This is a genomic window from Bisbaumannia salifodinae (genome assembly GCF_055388505.1).
Genome location: NZ_AP043781.1, coordinates 3,514,100 through 3,530,843, shown reverse-complemented (window position 1 = coordinate 3,530,843; position 16,744 = coordinate 3,514,100). Strand labels below are relative to the sequence as shown.

Annotated in this window: 20 protein-coding genes; 10 read left to right on the top strand and 10 right to left on the bottom strand. The window is 68.5% G+C overall.

From position 1 onward, the window contains the following. The first annotated feature begins 110 nt into the window (after positions 1-110). Both ACZ5EF_RS16460 and ACZ5EF_RS16455 read left to right on the top strand, forming a co-directional pair. Positions 111-824 (top strand): DUF3581 domain-containing protein, encoded by a 714-nt coding sequence (locus tag ACZ5EF_RS16460; RefSeq protein WP_346061529.1) that lies wholly within the window; start codon positions 111-113, stop codon positions 822-824. A 140-nt stretch (positions 825-964) separates the two neighbouring features. After that, positions 965-2,680: a formate--tetrahydrofolate ligase gene (locus ACZ5EF_RS16455; RefSeq protein ID WP_464122375.1), complete on the top strand. Its 1,716-nt coding sequence runs from the start codon at positions 965-967 to the stop codon at positions 2,678-2,680. Here the strand turns inward: ACZ5EF_RS16455 and ACZ5EF_RS16450 are convergent. From ACZ5EF_RS16450 to ACZ5EF_RS16440, 3 genes are all read right to left on the bottom strand, one after another. Continuing rightward, entirely contained in the window at positions 2,677-3,537 is an 861-nt protein-coding gene (locus ACZ5EF_RS16450) for a universal stress protein (RefSeq protein ID WP_346061531.1), read from the bottom strand. The genes ACZ5EF_RS16455 and ACZ5EF_RS16450 overlap by 4 nt on opposite strands. A gap of 35 nt (positions 3,538-3,572) precedes the next feature. Beyond that, entirely contained in the window at positions 3,573-5,009 is a 1,437-nt protein-coding gene (locus ACZ5EF_RS16445; RefSeq protein ID WP_346061532.1) for an aspartate ammonia-lyase, read from the bottom strand. A 212-nt stretch (positions 5,010-5,221) separates the two neighbouring features. Beyond that, entirely contained in the window at positions 5,222-6,388 is a 1,167-nt protein-coding gene (locus ACZ5EF_RS16440) for an MFS transporter (protein ID WP_346061533.1), read from the bottom strand. Between the two features lie 148 nt (positions 6,389-6,536). Here ACZ5EF_RS16440 and ACZ5EF_RS16435 point away from each other — a divergent pair, with 148 nt between their 5' ends. Beyond that, positions 6,537-7,508 carry a magnesium transporter CorA family protein gene (locus ACZ5EF_RS16435; RefSeq protein ID WP_346061534.1) on the top strand — a complete coding sequence of 324 codons (972 nt, stop codon included), beginning with the start codon at positions 6,537-6,539 and terminating at the stop codon, positions 7,506-7,508. A gap of 240 nt (positions 7,509-7,748) precedes the next feature. Then, positions 7,749-8,192, top strand: a complete 444-nt coding sequence (locus tag ACZ5EF_RS16430) for a hypothetical protein (RefSeq protein ID WP_346061535.1) — start codon at positions 7,749-7,751, stop codon at positions 8,190-8,192. Positions 8,193-8,244: 52 nt separating this feature from the next. Here the strand turns inward: ACZ5EF_RS16430 and ACZ5EF_RS16425 are convergent, their stop codons facing one another. Then, the gene (locus ACZ5EF_RS16425) at positions 8,245-8,676 is read right to left on the bottom strand and encodes a YybH family protein (protein ID WP_346061536.1); all 432 of its coding nucleotides are present in this window, start codon (positions 8,674-8,676) and stop codon (positions 8,245-8,247) included. A 205-nt stretch (positions 8,677-8,881) separates the two neighbouring features. Between ACZ5EF_RS16425 and ACZ5EF_RS16420 the strand changes: the two genes are divergently transcribed. Next, entirely contained in the window at positions 8,882-9,466 is a 585-nt protein-coding gene (locus ACZ5EF_RS16420; protein WP_346061537.1) for an NnrU family protein, read from the top strand. Here ACZ5EF_RS16420 and ACZ5EF_RS16415 read toward each other — a convergent pair. The 4 genes from ACZ5EF_RS16415 to ACZ5EF_RS16400 all read right to left on the bottom strand — a co-directional run bounded on the left by ACZ5EF_RS16415 (position 9,463) and on the right by ACZ5EF_RS16400 (position 11,120). Next, entirely contained in the window at positions 9,463-9,642 is a 180-nt protein-coding gene (locus tag ACZ5EF_RS16415; RefSeq protein WP_346061538.1) for a DUF1289 domain-containing protein, read from the bottom strand. The genes ACZ5EF_RS16420 and ACZ5EF_RS16415 overlap by 4 nt on opposite strands. Next, entirely contained in the window at positions 9,639-10,052 is a 414-nt protein-coding gene (gene arfB, locus ACZ5EF_RS16410; protein WP_346061539.1) for an alternative ribosome rescue aminoacyl-tRNA hydrolase ArfB, read from the bottom strand. Before arfB ends, ACZ5EF_RS16415 begins: the two co-directional genes overlap by 4 nt. Before the next feature lie 7 nt (positions 10,053-10,059). Further along, positions 10,060-10,275, bottom strand: coding sequence for a DUF3820 family protein (locus ACZ5EF_RS16405; RefSeq protein WP_346061540.1), 216 nt, complete (start codon positions 10,273-10,275; stop codon positions 10,060-10,062). Between the two features lie 77 nt (positions 10,276-10,352). Beyond that, complete coding sequence (locus ACZ5EF_RS16400) at positions 10,353-11,120, bottom strand: DUF1499 domain-containing protein (RefSeq protein WP_346061541.1); 768 nt, start codon at positions 11,118-11,120, stop codon at positions 10,353-10,355. A 155-nt stretch (positions 11,121-11,275) separates the two neighbouring features. On the opposite strand from ACZ5EF_RS16400, the gene blaOXA reads away from it, so the two are divergent. Both blaOXA and ACZ5EF_RS16390 read left to right on the top strand, forming a co-directional pair. Next, positions 11,276-12,073: a class D beta-lactamase gene (blaOXA, locus tag ACZ5EF_RS16395; RefSeq protein ID WP_346061542.1), complete on the top strand. Its 798-nt coding sequence runs from the start codon at positions 11,276-11,278 to the stop codon at positions 12,071-12,073. Further along, positions 12,070-12,417 (top strand): hypothetical protein, encoded by a 348-nt coding sequence (locus ACZ5EF_RS16390; protein WP_346061543.1) that lies wholly within the window; start codon positions 12,070-12,072, stop codon positions 12,415-12,417. The genes blaOXA and ACZ5EF_RS16390 overlap by 4 nt, the downstream gene beginning before the upstream one ends. Before the next feature lie 58 nt (positions 12,418-12,475). Here ACZ5EF_RS16390 and ACZ5EF_RS16385 read toward each other — a convergent pair whose 3' ends face one another. Further along, positions 12,476-13,093 carry a LysE family translocator gene (locus ACZ5EF_RS16385; protein WP_346061544.1) on the bottom strand — a complete coding sequence of 206 codons (618 nt, stop codon included), beginning with the start codon at positions 13,091-13,093 and terminating at the stop codon, positions 12,476-12,478. 173 nt (positions 13,094-13,266) lie between these two features. Between ACZ5EF_RS16385 and nfsA the strand changes: the two genes are divergently transcribed. Next, complete coding sequence (gene nfsA / locus ACZ5EF_RS16380; RefSeq protein ID WP_346061545.1) at positions 13,267-13,998, top strand: oxygen-insensitive NADPH nitroreductase; 732 nt, start codon at positions 13,267-13,269, stop codon at positions 13,996-13,998. A 39-nt stretch (positions 13,999-14,037) separates the two neighbouring features. On the opposite strand, the gene ACZ5EF_RS16375 is transcribed toward nfsA, so the two are convergent. After that, entirely contained in the window at positions 14,038-14,559 is a 522-nt protein-coding gene (locus ACZ5EF_RS16375) for a YgjV family protein (protein WP_346061546.1), read from the bottom strand. Positions 14,560-14,712: 153 nt separating this feature from the next. On the opposite strand from ACZ5EF_RS16375, the gene ACZ5EF_RS16370 reads away from it, so the two are divergent. Both ACZ5EF_RS16370 and ACZ5EF_RS16365 read left to right on the top strand, forming a co-directional pair. Beyond that, complete coding sequence (locus ACZ5EF_RS16370) at positions 14,713-15,279, top strand: nucleoside deaminase (RefSeq protein ID WP_346061547.1); 567 nt, start codon at positions 14,713-14,715, stop codon at positions 15,277-15,279. Between the two features lie 226 nt (positions 15,280-15,505). Further along, positions 15,506-16,717: a DUF1835 domain-containing protein gene (locus ACZ5EF_RS16365; protein ID WP_346061548.1), complete on the top strand. Its 1,212-nt coding sequence runs from the start codon at positions 15,506-15,508 to the stop codon at positions 16,715-16,717. The last annotated feature ends 27 nt before the right edge of the window (positions 16,718-16,744 follow it).

Sequence of the window (16,744 nt, the reverse complement as noted above, 5' to 3'; positions counted from 1 at the left end):
TGGCGGCCTTTCCGGCCATGCATGACACGCCGCCTTGTGTTACAAACGAGACTTCGGGCCGCTTCGGCGGCTGGGACGTGGCGAGAGCCGATCGATTAGGCAGAGTTGACATGTTTCTTGATGAGTTTCATTCGGCCAGGGATGGCCGGATCTGCATTTCCGCCGACCAGGCCAGCCACTTCGCCAAGGGAGTGGCCGGGGACTACAACCCCATCCACAATCCGGACGCCCGGCGCTTCTGCGTGCCGGGGGACCTGCTCTTCGCCCTGGTGTTGATGCGCTTCGGCCTCTCCCAGCGCATGATCTTCCACTTCCGCAGCATGGTGGGCGCCGGGGTGCCCCTGGCCCTGCATCTCGACGAGGACGGCCTGATCCGCGTCACCGACGAGTCGGGCAAGCTCTATCTGGAAGTGGAGCGCAGCGGCGAGATCACCCATGACGAGGCGGTGATCGAGGCCTTTACCCGGCGCTATGTGGCCTTCTCCGGCAAGAACTTTCCCCACTACCTGAAGCCGCTGATGGAGGCCCAGGGGGTGATGTTCAATCCCCAGCGCCCCCTGGTGATCTACGACAGCATGGGCTTCGAGCTGGAGCGCCTGGACGTGCGCGAGCCGGCCCTGGCGCTGACCGACTCGGCCCTCGAGGTCAGCGGCAAGCGCGGCGATGTGCGCCTGGAGTTCGCCCTGAGCGGCGCCGGCGTACCCCTGGGCAAGGGCTCCAAGAAGCTGGTGGTCAGCGGCCTGCGTGACTATGACCCCGAGGCGATGGAGGCCATCGTGGCCGAGTTCTATCGCCTCAAAAGCGCCTACGAGGGCGCCGCCTGACCCTGCCAGCAGTACCTCCTGACGTCGCCCAGGGATAGCCCGCCGTCGCCGCCATATACGCAGGCCGGCGGCGGCTGGCACAGGCTTAGGAAAATGCCCGCGATGGGCATGGTGCCCATCGCCCGGAGTCAGGAGCGGCGATGATGAACACCTCCCTCGGGCTGGCCGCCTCGGCGGCCCCGGACAGCAGCGACCTGGCCATCGCCCGGGCCACCCCCCTGCGGCCCATCCTGCCCCTGGCCGAGCAACGCCTGGGGCTCGCCGCCGAGGCCCTGATTCCCTTTGGCCACCAGATCGCCAAGCTGACCCACGCCACCTTGGCGGCCCTCGACGAGCGTCCCGCTGGGCGTCTGGTGCTGGTCAGCGCCATGAGCCCCACCCCCGCCGGCGAAGGCAAGACCACCACCAGCGTGGGCCTCTGCGATGCCCTCAATCGCCGCGGCGTCAGCGCCTCGGTGTGCCTGCGCGAGCCCTCCCTGGGGCCCTGCTTCGGCCTCAAGGGCGGGGCCGCCGGCGGCGGGCGCGCCCAGGTGGGGCCCATGGAGGCGATCAACCTGCATTTTACCGGCGACTTCCACGCCGTCACCGCCGCCCATAACCTGCTCGCCGCCCTGGTCGACAATCACCTCTACTGGGGTAACGCCCTGGCCATCGACCCCGAACGGGTGGTGTGGACACGGGTGCTGGATATGAACGATCGGGCCCTGCGCCGGATCCGCACTGGCCTCAATGGCGATCCCCGGGCGCAGTCCCGGGAGAGTGGCTTCGAGATCACCGCCGCCTCCGAGGTGATGGCGATCCTCTGCCTGGCGGAGGACCTCGACGACCTGGAACGCCGCCTGGGGCGCATCGTGGTGGCCTGGCGAGACGACGACACCCCGATCACCGCCGCCGACCTGGAGGCCCAGGGGGCCATGGCGGTGCTGCTCAGGGACGCCTTCCAGCCCAACCTGGTGCAGACCCTGGAGCACAACCCGGCCTTTATCCACGGCGGCCCCTTCGGCAATATCGCCCACGGCTGCAACTCCCTGGCGGCCACCCGGGCGGCCCTGGCGCTCTCCGAGGTGGTGGTCACCGAGGCGGGCTTCGGCGCCGACCTGGGCGCCGAGAAGTTCATCGATATCAAGGGGCGCCAGGCGGGGCTCTACCCGGATGTCGCCGTGCTGGTGGCCACCCTGCGGGCATTGAAGTACCACGGCGGCGCCTCCCGGGAGGCCCTGGACGAGCCCGATACCGTGGCCCTTGACGCCGGCCTGGCCAACCTCGATCGGCACCTTTCCATCCTGCGCCGCTTCGGCCTGGAGGCGGTGGTGGCGCTGAATGTCTTCGCCGGTGACAGCGCCGCGGAGCTGGCCCGGGTGGAGGCCCATGGTCGGGCCCTGGGGGTAACGGTGGTGCCTTGCCGCCACTGGGCCGAGGGCGGGGCCGGCGCCGAGGCCCTGGCCACCGAGGTGGTCGCCCGGTTGCAGGGCGAGGCGCCGACGGTGGCGCCCCTCTATGGCGAGGACCTGCCCCTGGCGGAGAAGCTCGAATGCATCGCCCGGGAGCTGTATGGCGCCGTGGGCATTGCCCTCGAGCCCGCCGCCCGGGAGCAACTGGCGCGCTTCACCGCGGCGGGCTACGGTCACTTGCCGGTGTGCATCGCCAAGACCCCCTTCAGCTTCAGCGACGATCCCCGGCAACTGGGCGCCCCCGAGGGGCATCGCCTGACCATTCGCGAGGCCCGGCTCAGTGCCGGGGCCGGCTTCGTGGTGGCGCTGTGCGGCGATATCCTTACCCTGCCCGGGTTGCCCCGGGAGCCGGCGGCCCAGGGCATGGGGCTGGATGCGCAGGGCCATATCGAGGGACTCTTCTAGTCCTTGTCGGTGACCACCATCACCGGGCAAGGCGCCTCGGTGATCATGCGACGGCTGACGCTTCCCAGCAGCTGTTCCCGCCACTGCCCCAACCCCCGGCGCCCCATGATCAGCAAGGGCCGGTCCGGCGCTTGATGGATCTCGCGCAGGAGCGCCTGCGCCGGAGACCTGTCGAGCAGGGGGCGTGTGTCCAGGGGAAGGTGGGCAGGAAAGTGCCGGCGGGCCTGGGCGAAGAGCCAGTCGCTCTGGGTATCCGAGGGCCGCGCGGAGCAGTGCAGCAGGGTGACCGGCAGGTCGCCGGTGGCCGCCAGGTCGGCGGCCAGCCGCACGGCCCGGTCGCTGTGGGAAGAGCCATCCAGCGGCAGCAGCAGGCGATCGATCCCCGCGACCGGGGGGCGGTCGTCGCGGACCACCGCCACGGGGCAGCGCGCCTTGTGCAACAGGGTATCGCCGAGGCCGGCGACGAGATGGCCGGGCCTGGCGTGGATCCCCAGCACCAGCAGGGCGTGGTCATAGCGACGCAGGTGATCGAGCAGGTCCCGGGCCTGGTGATGGACTAGGTCCTGTTCGCGCAGGGTGACCTCTTCCAGGGGGCGGGCGAATTCCGCGCCGAGGGCCTCCCTGGCCCGTCGGAAGGCCTCCGCTACCGAGGCCTCCATCACGCGGTGATCATGATCCGGCTCGCCGAGCCGATTGGCCGGAATATCGCTCAGCTCGGCGGGGTAGAGGGGCCGTACCTGGGTCAGCTCCAGGATCGCCTGCCAGTGTCTCGCCAGCTCGCCGGCGAGTCGCACCGCGGCCAGGGCGGCCGGAGTGCCATCCACGGGAACCACGATACGCTGGATCGCCTGACTCATCCTCTTCTCCCCGATGCCGCCTCGCTGGGAATAGCCTAGCTCAAGGGCACCAGGCGCGGAGCGATCATATGCTCCGGGCGCAGGATGTCGTCCAGGGTGGCGTCGTCGAGCAGTTGCTCCTCGCGTACCAGCTCCAGTACCCCGCGACCGGAGGCCAGGGCCTCGCGGGCGATGCGGGTGGCATTCTCGTAGCCGATATAGGGGTTCAGGGCGGTGACCAGGCCGATGGAGTTTTCCACCAGCTCCCGGCAGCGCTGCTCGTTGGCGGTGATGCCGACGATGCAGTGCTCGCGCAGCATGTCCATGGCCCGGGTCAGCAGGCGGATGGAGTCGAAGATCTTGTAGGCGATCAGCGGCTCCATGACGTTGAGCTGCAGCTGGCCACCCTCCGCCGCCATGGTCAGCGCTAGGTCGTTGCCGATCACCTCGAAGGCCACCTGGTTGACCGCCTCGGGGATCACCGGATTGACCTTGCCCGGCATGATCGAGCTGCCCGGCTGGCGCGGCGGCAGGTTGATCTCGTTGAAGCCGGTGCGCGGGCCGCTGGAGAGCAGGCGCAGGTCGTTGCAGATCTTCGACAGCTTCACCGCCAGGCGCTTGAGCATGCCGGAGAAGAGCACGAAGGCGCCCATGTCGGAGGTGGCCTCGATCAGGTCCTGGGCCGGTACCAGGGGGTGGCCGCTGATGGCCGCCAGGCGCTCCACCGCCAGGCGCTGGTAGCGCGGGTCGGCGTTGATGCCGGTGCCGATGGCGGTACCGCCCAGGTTGACCTCGCAGAGCAGCGCCGGCACCTGCTTGGTGAGGTGGCCCAGGTCCTCGCCGAGGGTATTGGCGTAGGCGTGGAACTCCTGGCCCAGGGTCATGGGCACCGCGTCCTGGAGCTGGGTGCGGCCCATCTTCAACACCTCGGCGAACTCCCCGCCCTTGGCGGAGAAGGCCAGGCACAGCTTCTCCAGGCTGGCCAGCAGGGAGTCATGCCCCAGCAGCAGGCCCAGGCGGATCGCCGTGGGGTAGGCGTCGTTGGTGGACTGGGCCATGTTGACGTCGTTGTTGGGGTGCAGGTGGCGGTAGTCGCCCTTGGCGTGGCCCAGGAATTCCAGGCCCAGGTTGGCGATCACCTCGTTGGCGTTCATGTTGGTGGAGGTGCCGGCGCCGCCCTGGATCATGTCCACCACGAACTGGTCATGCTGCTCGCCGTCGATCACCCGCCGGCAGGCGTGGTCGATGGCCTCGAAACGGGTCTTGTCCAGGTGGCCCAGGCGGTGGTTGGCGCCGGCCGCGGCCTGCTTGACCATGGCCAGGGCGATCACCAGCTTGGGGTAGTGGGACAGCGGCACGCCGCTGAGGTGAAAATTGTGCACCGCGCGCAGGGTCTGGATGCCGTAGTAGGCCTCGGCCGGTACCGCCAGGCTGCCCAGCAGGTCGCGCTCTTCGCGGGTGGCGGCGGAAACGGGGGTAGCGGCTTCACTCATGATCGACTCTCGGCAAGGTCAGGGGGGTGGGAGCCTGCGATCGAACCATTTGACTCGAAATCCATGATTCTCGTGACGATCGGTTAAACCCGACAGGCTCCTTGAATGGCGCCCACGCTACCGAGTCACCCGGTCGCTGGCCAATGCCGTTGTCTTGGGAGCTATGCCGTGGCGGAATCATGTCGAGCCGGCATGGGGCATGCCGTGGGGGCTCAACGCCCCCGGGCGAGGCGATGGAGGACGGCGACGCCCAGCAGCAACAGCCCCATCAGCGCCGCCAGCAGCCAGGGGAAGGCCCCGGCGCCGGCGCCATCCAGCAGGGGGCCGGTCAGCGAGGGCACCAGCATGGCGCCCAGGCCGCTGGCCAGGAAGACCAGGCCGGTGCGCTTGCCGCTCATGCTCATCAACTGGTTACACAGGCTGAACAGGGTGGGGAAGATCGCCGAGGCGGCCAGGCCATAGCCGAGGGCGATCAGCCACAGGGGCAGCCAAGGCATGGCCAGGGCGCTGGCCAGGCCCAGCCCCAGGCAGCCCAGCAGCAGCCACCAGGGCGAGGTCAGACGCAGCAGCGGAATGGCCGCCAGGCGCCCTGCCGAGAGCGCCAGCCAGAACAGGGTGACCAGCAGGGCGGCGCCCTCCCGGGGCTGGCCCTGGAGGACCGCATAGGCGGTGATCCAGCCGGCGAAGGTGATCTCGGCGCCCACATAGAGCGAGAACAGCAGCATCAGGGTACCCAGCAGGCGGGCATCGCCACGCCGCGGGCGCGCCGTCGTCGCGTCGCCGGGGGCCGCCTCGGGGGAGGCCTCGGGAGGCCGGGGGCCGGGGTCGCGGCGCAGCCAGAACAGCAGGGTCAGGCTATACAGCCCCACCAGCCAGAAGGCCCACTCGAACCGGCCGGTCAACAGGATGGCCGCCACCACCGCCAGCGGGGCGAGCATATTGCCCAGGGCGAAGCAGAAGTGCAGGGCGCTAATATAGGGGCCCGCCGCCTGGCGATGGGCCCACAGCAGCAGGGTATTGCTGCCGGCATTGATCGATACCTCGGCGAAGCCCATCACGAAGATCACGCCGATCAGCACCGCCAGGCTGGGGCTCAAGGGCGCCAGCCCCAGCCCCAGCGCCATCACCGCCACCATGGCCATCAGCACCGGATGGCCGGGCAGGCGATCCACCAGCACTCCGACGCTCACCGAGCCGAGCATATTGCCCAGGGCCCGAGCGGTGAACAGCAGGGCGATCTGGCTCATGCTGGCGCCGGTCATCTCCGCCAGGTGCGGCAGGGCGGGGCCCAGCAGGCCACCGGTCAGTCCGATGGCGATAAAGGCCAGGAAATAGGTGAGGGTGACGCGGCGCCGATAGGCGGACTGAAATAGCGGCATGGGTCTTCCCTGAGTCGTACGCAAAACGCCTCATGCTGCCGCAAGCCCGGAGAAAAGTCCTCCGCCCCCGGGAAAATAACCGGGAGGAGGGTGCAAGGCGGAGCGGCATGGCCTATCGTCGAGGCAAAATCCTGGACAGGGAGGCCTTATGATTCGAGGGCTGTTGATCACCGGCGCCGGCGATCGGGTGCGCGGTGGTGAGGAGCTGATCGCCCGCTGGCGGGAGGAAGGCGACGGTCACCTGTGGCTCGACCTGCAGGGCGAGCCACAGGCCCGGGAGCGGGCCTTGCTGGAGTCCTTCGACTGCCACCCCCTGGCCATCGACGATGCCCATCGCGAGCGTCACCCGCCGAAGATCGAGGAGTTCGAGACCCATACCCTGATCCTCTATCGCGGCATCGCCTCCTTCGATACCGAGCTCAACTTCGTGCCCCAGCAGGTGGCCTTCTTTATCGGCGAACGCTACCTGATCAGCCTGCACCCGGGCACCGCCCTGAGCCTCGACCGGCTGCTCGACAGCGGCGAGGGCGAACGCCTGCTGGCGCGCTCCCCGGAGTTCGTGGCCCTCAAGGCCATGTACCTCTCGGCGGGCTTCTACCTGGATAGCCTGCTGGAGTTCGAGGAGGTGCTCAGCGACCTGGAGGATGGCCTGCTCGAGGGTGGCAGCGACGCCCTGATGCGCTGCATCGTGGCCTACAAGTCGCGGCTGGTGAAGATGCGCCGGATCTTCAACTACCACGTCGGCATCACCCAGGAACTCACCGCCTACGACTACAGCCACCTGCCCCGGGAGGTCGACGAGACCCTGCACGCCATCAATGATGTGCATGAGCGCTTCGAGCGGCTCTATAGCCTGACCCAGATGTACTACGACATCTGCGGCGACCTGGTGGATGGCTACCTCTCGCTCTCCTCCCACCAGCTCAATAACACCATGCGCATCCTCACCGTGATCACCGCCATCTTCGTGCCGCTGACCTTCCTGGCCGGTATCTATGGCATGAACTTCGCGCATATGCCGGAGCTGGGCTACCGCTACGCCTATTTCATCCTGCTCGGGGTGATGCTGGTGATCGCCGGGGGCCTGGTATGGCTGTTCCGCCGCTGGCGCTGGATATAGCGGCGCCCGGGCCGCTGGCGCACTATGCTGGGGGGGCGACCCTGTTCAGCCAAGAGAGGTCAGGGGGATCTCAGTTGGAATAGCTGAGGGGCGCTGGGGGCAGGATGGAGCGGGGGTTTTTTGCCAGGGATGGCAAAAGTAGCGCCCAGGGAGGGGTTCACAGCGCCCCGCGACGACCTGCCCCCAGGGTAGCCCTAGAGCGCAAAGCTAACTGCGATAGCCCTGCAAGGGAGGTGACTCATGAGGATTGTCAGCCTGTTTCGAGGGGCGCTGCTCGGCGCCCTGTTAGTGCCCGCCATGGCCCTGGCCACCGAGGGCCACGACCTGGTCTTCCAGGGCGATGCCAGCTTCCAGGGCCCCCATGGGGGCCAGGCCATCGCCGTGGCCCTGGTGGAGGCCGAGAGCGGCGAGGTGCTGGCTCGCCAGGACGGTAGCGTGGCCGGCGAGGGCGAGATGGCCTTCGCCTTCGAGTTCCCCGGTGCGCTGATGGCCGACACCGCCTATGAAGTGCACTACTGGATCGACTCCAATTTCGGCGGCGGCAGCGAGGGTGACTGCGACGCCATGGACCAGGATCACCAGTGGCGGGTGGCCCTGGATATGGCGGAGGATGGCCTGACCCACAGCGAGGATCACGCCCCCGGTCGGATGGGGGACGTCTGCGGCACCTTTATGGAGGAGTGATTCCGCGGCACGCTGTCCCGAAGCCCCGGGCCATGGCCCGGGGCTTCGCGACTCAGGGGGCGAGGTCGAAGAGGGCGCGGCCGTTCTGGGGGTCGAAGGGCGCCGAGTGGTGCTCATGCACCAGCTTCCAGTGGCCTTCGATGCGCCTTAGCCCGCCGCTCATGCGTAGCCAGCCGGCGTCCTCGGCACTGCCACCACAGCGTACCAGGGCATGGAAGAAGGCCACCTGCTCCTCGGCATAGATGACCTCCTCGTGAAGCTCGAAGGTCATCGGTCCCGGGCACTGTGCCAGGCAGGCCGCCCAGTGCTGCCGGTAGGCCTCCAGTCCCTTGAACTGCAGCTGGGCGATGGCATCGAAGGCGACGATCTCGGGGGCATAGTGGGCGGTAATGGCCGCGATGTCCTTGGCGCGCACCGCCGCCGCCCAGTCGTCCAGTAATTCCATGACCGCGGCTTCGGCGGACAGGCCGGTATGTATGCTCATGGGGCTCTCCTCGGAATGACGGACTTTTAGTGTGGCACTTCGAGCCTCGATCGCACGCTGTTCGGATCGACATCGGGCCGTCATCCCACGGCAGGCCATGACCGCGGGGCAGGCGCGACAACTGGGGATATGGCATGCTGGGGCGCTGGACGGCCCCGGAGACAGGGGCCGCCATCGACCCCGTGACCTGGCAAGGAGCCCCTCCATGATCGTGATGATTCTCGGCCTCGTGATCTTCCTCGGCATGCATTCCGTGCGCATCGTCGCCGACGACTGGCGACGCGAGCAGATCGCCCGCCTCGGTGAGCCGTCCTGGAAGGGCGTCTATTCGCTGGTCTCGGTGGTGGGGCTGGCGCTGGCCATCTGGGGGTTCGGGCAGACACGCCTCGACCCCAGCGTCGTCTGGTTCCCGCCCATGGGGCTGCGCCATGGGGTAGCGCTGCTGATGATCCCCGCCGTTATCCTGCTGGTGGCGGCCTATGTGCCGGGCAATGCCATTCGCGCCCGGCTTGGCCATCCCATGCTGCTGGCGGTGAAGCTATGGGCCTTCGCCCACCTGCTGGCCAACGGTCGTCTCGGCGATATCGTCTTCTTCGGCGCCTTCCTGGCCTGGGCCATCGTCGCCTTCGCCGCGGCCCGGCGCCGCGACCGTGCCGCCGGCCTGACGGCGCCGCCCTCGCGGCTGCCGGCGACCCTGGCGACCCTGGTCATCGGCCTGGTCGGATATTACCTCTTCGCCATGCACCTGCATGTGTGGGTCACCGGGGTGCCGGCCATCGCCATGGGCTAACCGGTGGAGGCATCGGACTCCAGGCGCCGCCAGACCGCGTCTTGCTCGGCGTCGGTCATGCCGCCCCAGCGTACGATCTCGTCCAGGCTGCGGCGGCAACCGCTGCAGCACTGGGTCGCCTCGTCCAGATGGCAGGCGCGGATGCAGGGGGAGGCGCGACGCGGCGTGGGGGTCATGGCTTCACCTTGCCACGTAGCGCCTTGGTCTTGCCCTTCTGGGTCTTCTTGTCCACCCGGCGACGCTGGGAGCCCCTGGTGGGCCGGGTGGCCTTGCGGCTCTTCTGGGTCTTCACCGCCTCCAGGATCAGCGCCCGGAGGCGTCGCAGGGCATCCTCCTTGTTGAGCTCCAGGGTGCGATGGCTCTGGGCCTTGATGACGATCACCCCCTCCTTGCTGATGCGCTGGTCGGACAGCGCCATCAGCCGTTCCTTGTAGAAGGGCGGCAGGCTGGAGCGGGGGATATCGAAGCGCAGGTGCACCGCCGAGGCCACCTTGTTGACGTTCTGGCCGCCGGCGCCCTGGGCGCGGATCTGGGTAATCTCGATCTCCCAGTCGGCCAGGGAGACGTTATTGGAGAGTTGCAGCATATCCGCCTCAGTGCCCCCGGCGCAGGGGCGCCAGCAGGTCGTTCAGGCCGTTATGGTCGATCTCGTGCATCAGTTGCAGCAGGCGCCCCAGCTCGCTCTTCGGGAAACCCTCCCGGGCGAACCAGGCCAGATAGGGGCCGGGCAGGTCGGCGATCACCCGGCCGGCATACTTGCCGAAGGGCATCTTCAGGGTGACCAGCCGCTCCAGGTCTTGCGGTTTCACGGCAGACTCCTCTCGAGGATGGGCGGCCTACTCTACGGCTTCCCGGAGGGTTCGGCCAGGGCGCCATCCGGCAGCCGCTAGCCGTTTCTGTGTAGCTGACGCTCGAGGGCGTCGAGAAACTCCTGGATGCGGATGGCATTGGTGCCCAGGTCGCTGCGCCCCAGGCGCGAGGCGGAGCGCATGTCCACCCGTACCCCCGTGTCGGTCTCGCTGAGGCGCAACACCACGTCGTCCTCGAAACCGAACCAGGTGGTGGTGGCGGTGGCCTCCAGGGTGGTTTCGCCGACCCTGGCGATCTCCCAGCCCCGCTCGCGCATCATGGTCTCGGCGGTCAGCATGACCTGGGCCATGGGGGCATCCAGCATCAGCGGGGCCAGCATGGGATAGGCGCGGCGTTGCTGATCGGCGAAGGCGCGAGGGTAGCCCACGGCGTTGGGCGCCGCCTCCCGGGCCGAGGCCAGGGCCACGAAGGTGGGCGGGTTTTCCAGGTCGGTGGTGATATCGTGGATCGGCGGTACCGCCTGGGCGCGTTGCAGGTGTTGGACAGGCACCACCAACAGGGTGGCCACCACCAGCAACACCAGGCCGCCGATCAGGGCGGGGCGCAGTCGCCGGCACCAGGCCGCCATGACCAGGGCCAGCAATGCCGTGCCCGCCGCGGCCACGGCCACATAGGCCCCCTGGCGCAGCAGGCCAAGGGCCTGGCCCAAGTCGAGGGCGTCGAGGCGATAGGCCGGCCCCGCCCCGCCCATCAGCAGCGCGGCCAGGCCCAGCAGCAGCACACTCAATATCGCCAGGCCAGTCGGCCAGCGGCCGCCCCGGACGTAGGGCTCGAGAATCACCATCTCATGCCTCCGTGCGTGAGAAAGTCTCAGGTTACCAAGACCAGATTACGCCCTTTCGCCCGGGTGTGATAGGAGGCTAAGGTTTATCCTCCGGGCCGCTAATCTCTCGATTACTTCGCCACCCATGGTGGTTTCGACGACAACGGAATGGACTGATGACCCCAAGATCCCTGATGGCCGGCGCCCTGATTCTGGCGCTGGCGCCCCTGGCCGTGGCGGCCGATACCTGGCAGGTCCGCGACGACTGGGCCGAACTCTTCGCGAGCCAGGATGCCCAGGGCACCCTGCTGGTCGTGGACCAGCGGGAAGGCGCCTCCACCACCTGGGTGCATGCCCCCGAGCGGGCCCGGCAAGGCTTCGTGCCGGCCTCCACCTTCAAGGTGCCCCACACGCTGTTCGCCCTGGATGCCGGGGTGGTGGCCGACGAGTTCCAGGTCTTTCCCTGGGATGGCGTCGAGCGCGGCGTCCCGGCCTGGGATGCCGACCAGGACCTGCGCTCCGCCCTGCGTAACTCCACGGTCTGGCTCTACCAGGAGTTCGCCCGCGAGCTCGGCGAGGAGAATGAGCGCCGCTATCTGGAGAGGATCGGCTATGGCAATGCCGAGATCGGCGAGGATCTCGAGAATTTCTGGCTGGAGGCCGGTCACCTGGAGATCTCCGCCGAGGCGCAGATCGACTTCCTGCAACGCCTCCACCGCCAGGCGCTGCCCTTCGACGAGGCCGATCAGCGTCTGGTCAAGGACCTGATGATCACCGAGGCCGGGCGTGACTGGATCCTGCGCGGCAAGACCGGCTGGTCCGGCGACCTCGGCTGGTGGGTGGGCTGGGTCGAGTGGCCCAGCGGCCCGGTGTTCTTCGCCCTCAATATCGACACCCCCAACCGCCTGGCCGATATCCCCAAGCGCGAAGCCATCGTGCGCACCGCCCTGGGCGATCTGGAAGCCCTGCCATGACGTCGACCGATAGTCTCCTCGCCGCCCGCCTCAGGACGCTGCTTGCCGGCGCGCCCGAAGCGCAACTGCCGTTGACCTACCAGCAGGCGGCGGAGGCCCTGGGACTCGCGCCGCCGCGCACCATCCAGCGGGTCGCCCTGGCCCTGGAGGCGCTGATGCGCGAGGACGTGGCCGCCGGACGCCCGATGATCGCCGCCCTGGTGGTGAGTCGCCGCGGCGAGCTGCCGGCCCAGGGCTTCTTCGACCTGGCCGTGGCGCTGGGGCGCTTCCCCGCCGACCCGGCCCGCCATGCCGAGGCCTACCGGGCGGAGCTGGCCCGGGCCCTGGCCCAGCGAGTTCCATAGGCTGATGGAGGAGGTCGAACGGCGCCGTCAGGCGTACCGGTGAGTCCGTGGCGGGAATTCACTCCCGCCGGGCCACCAGCAGCCCCAGGCCCGCGCTGGCCAACAGGCCCGCACAGGTACGGTTGAATAACCGGCGCATGGCAGGCCTCGAGAACCAATGGCGCAGGAAGGCGCCGACATAGGCATAGCCGGCGATGGCCAGCCACTCGAGAGCCAGGAAGAGCGCGCCCAGGATCAGGAACTGGGTGGCGATATTGCCGCTGGGGCTGACGAACTGGGGCAGGAAGGCCGTAAAGATCAGGATCGCCTTGGGGTTGCCGGCGGCCAGCAGGAACTCCTGCCGGGCCAGGCCCATCAGGCTCCTGGAGTCGCCGCCGTGCGGATCGTCCGCCGGGTCGGCGCCCCACAGTTGGAAGGCCAGCCAGAACAGATAGGCGGCCCCCAGCACCTTGATGACCAGGAACAGCGTCTCGGAGGCGTAGAGCACGGTGGCCAGCCCCGAGGCGGCCAGCGTGATCATCACCACGAAGGCCACCAGGCGGCCGATGCCGGCCAGGCAGGCGGTGCGCACGCCGTAGCGCTTGGCGTTGCTGAGGGACAGCAGATTATTGGGGCCCGGGGCCAGGTTCAGGGCGAAGCAGGCCGGTACGAAGAGCAGCAGCGTGAGCCAGTCCATGGAGGCGCCTCCCGAGGGCAGTGAGATAATGCCGAGCCTTCGATGCTAGCAGGCCCGGCCTCGGCGCGGGAGAGGGGCGGCCCGACGCCGGGATGCAATGGCCGCCGTGATAACGGATAATAAGCAGGGTAATTAAAGTCGTCGCCATCATTGGTGCCAACCCCCGAGGTCCCATGAACCCCACCATCGAACTGCTGAAGTCCCACCGCTCGATCCGCAAGTTCACCGAGCAGAAGATTCCCCGCGAGCTGCTGGTGGAGCTGATTCGCGCCGGCCAGGGCGCCGCCACCTCCAGCCATGTGCAGGCCTATAGCGTCATCCATGTGACCAAGCCCGAGAACCGCGAGAAGCTCGCCGAGCTGGCCGGGGGCCAGGGCTATGTGGCCGGCGCCTCCGACTTCCTGGTGTTCTGCGCCGATATGAAGCGCCCCACCGAGGCCGCCGAGCGCACCGGCGCCACGGTCGTGCGCGGCATGACCGAGCAGCTGCTGGTGGCCAGCGTGGACGTGGCGCTGATGGCCCAGAACGTGGCCATCGCCGCGGAATCCGAAGGGCTTGGCATCTGCTATATCGGCGGCATCCGCAACAACCCTGCCGCCGTCAGCGACCTGCTGCGCCTGCCCCAGCATGTCTACCCGGTGTTCGGCATGTGCCTGGGCTACCCGGCCCACCAACCGGACATCAAGCCGCGCCTGCCGGTGGAGGCGATCCTCAAGGAGGACTATTACCGCGATGACCGCGAGCTGGTGGAGGCCTACGACGAGACCATGCATGCCTACTACCAGGCGCGAAAGGGCGGCAACAAGGACTCCAACTGGTCACGCAACCTCACCCCGCTGTTCGACAGCAAGCTGCGCGCCCATATGCGCGACTTCCTGATAGAGCGCGGCTTCGAGATGAAGTAAAACGCCGCGGCCCGTTGCCACCCAGGCGGCGGGCCGGCTTCAGGGCAGGACCGGGCGGCCGTCGCGCCTCAGGCGCAGGATGGTGACCAGGTTGGTGATGAAGATCAGCGATTCGGCCAGGGTGCCGCCGATGGAGCCCGCCAGCAGGTTGCTGAGCACCCAGCAGAAGGCCGCCACCGCCAGGGTCACGCGCATGGCGATGCCGCGCAGCATAAACATGCCCCAGGTGCCCAGCAGGCCCGCCGCCAGGGCCGGCAGGTCCCGCGGCCCGCTCCAGGTCAGCGCCGCCACCGCCAGGGTGGCAAGCAGCATCCCCACCATCAGCGCCCGGTGACGCGGGAAGCGGCGCACCAGGGCGATGCGCACCACGATCAGCGCCGAGATTCCCGCCGCCACCCAGCTCGCGAAGAGCGCGAACTGGGCGGCGAAGGCCACGTTGGCGAACAGCAGCAGCACGAACAGCTTGTCGTCGCGCTTGCTGGCGAAGGCGACCAGGCACAGCGCCAGGGCCACCAGGCTGACCCCCTGGCCCGCCAGCCACCTCAGGCTGAGTTCTTCCATGCGTGCCGCTCCCCCGCAACGCTTCCATCGACCGCCCTAGCCTGGCGGTTTCCCCCGGTCCTGCCAAGCCTCTCGGTGCCTTGTCGCTTTCACCGCCGATGCCGCTAAGATGGGGGACTTGCCCCGATAACCCCCGGATCGAACGGAGACGAGATGGAACCGCTACTTAATGCCGGCACGCCGGTGACCGAGGCCGCCCTGGCCGCCATCGCCCATATGCCCACCGCCAGCCTGCCGGCGCTGATGGACGACGATTTCGCCCGGCGCCTGAGCGATGCCGACCTGATGCGCATCGCCGTGCTGCTGGCCGAGAAGAGCCGAGGCGAGGGCGGCTGCCCGATCGGCGCGGTGATCATCGACAACGCCACCCGGCGCATCGTCGGCAAGGGGCACAACACCCTGGTCCAGGAGGATCACCCCTACAACCACGGCGAGACCGCCGCCATTCGCGATGCCGGGCGCCTCGACTTCGGCCAGACCACGCTCTTCACCTCCCTGAGTCCCTGCGATATCTGCGCGACCCTGCTCTATATGCGTGGCTTCGCCCGGGTGGTGGTAGGCGACGTCACCAACGCCTCGGGCAACGAGGGCCTGCTGCGCAGCAAGGGGCTGCGTGTCGATATCCTCGAGGATGCCCGTGGCGTGGAAGGCTACGCCCGCTTCCGCGCCGAGCAGCCCGAGCTGGACCGCGAGGACTGGAAAGGCAGGAGTGCCCTATGACGCCCCTGGTGATCGGCGCCAGTGGCCAGATCGGCCGCCAGTGCTGTGCCCTGGCCTTTGATACGGCGCTTCCCTCGGTTGACTCCTCCCGGTGTTCGGGCGAGGCTAAGGGCCGCGCCGTCTAGGCGTCCCCGTCCGCGGAAAGGGCTGCGCCCATCGCTTTCAATCGACTTCCCCATACGACTCCCGGCCTGTCCGGCGGACGCAGGCATATGGAGGGATTCGTATGACCACGCTGCCCCGGCCGGATGCCAGGTCTCATGGCCGCTTCAATCTCGAGCAGCAGCGCAAGCGCGCCAAGGAACTGCTCAAGGCGGTGCGGGCCGACGAGCCGGACGCCCTGGCGCGCATCCTGTGCCAACTCCCGCCCCGCGAGACGCCGCTGCGACTCGCCGATGCCCAGTTCGTGATCGCCCGGGAATGCGGCTTTGCCAGTTGGCCCAGGCTCAAGGCCCATATCGAAGCGCTCGATGCGTCACGGCGACTGGTCGCCGAGCGCAGCGACCAGGAGCTGACCACCCTGCATATCCGCTGTGGCTCGGACATCGAGCATGGCCTGCGCACCGCCGGCTTCCGCGGCGACTTCCTGGAGTTTTCCGATCCCTTCTGCCTGGGCCCGCTGCGCGACCTGCCCCCCGAGGCGCTGATGCGGCTGAGAGCGCATTACCTGGCCGGGGTCTCCGGCATGGCCGAGCGTGATGCCCTGGCTCGCCTGCGCAGGAGCTACGAGGCACTGGACGACCTGGCTCGCTTTGAGCGGGTGGTGCTGTGGTTCGAGCACGACAGCTACGACCAGTTGATCCTCGCCTACCTGCTGCACCGCCTGCATCTGGCTCCGCCCAGGGCACGGATCGAGCTGATCGCCGTAGAGAGCGTCCCCGGCGTCGAGCGCTTTATCGGCATCGGCCAGCTCGCCCCGGACCTGCTGGCCTGGCTATGGCGGCAGCGCCGCCCCGTCGAGGCGCCCCTGCTCGAACTGGGCAGCCGGGCCTGGGCGGCGCTGACCGCCGATCGCCCCCAGCCGCTGGAAGCGCTGATCGCCACCGGCACGCCGGCCCTGCCGATGCTGGGCAGGGCGCTCGCGCGCCACCTGCAGGAGCTGCCGGACGCGGCGTCCGGCCTCGGCCTGACCGAGCGCCTTATCCTGACGATCGTCCGCGACCGGGGCTCGCTGCCGGTGGGCGAGGCGTTCGCCTACCTGATGCGCGACTACGAGCCGCTGCCCTACCTGGGCGACCTGATGTTCTGGTGGCTGCTCCAGCCGTTGATCGCGGCGCCCCGGCCGGCGCTGGCGATTACCGAGTCCCACCGGGACTGGCCCCATCGTCGCCTCGCCCTGACCGCGCTCGGCCGCGCCCTTCTCGAAGGGGAACGAAACTGGCTCGATCAGGCCTCCGGCGAGCGCTGGGTAGGCGGAATACGTATTCCACCACGCTAGTCATGGGGCCAGCCCCGGCCTTTCAGG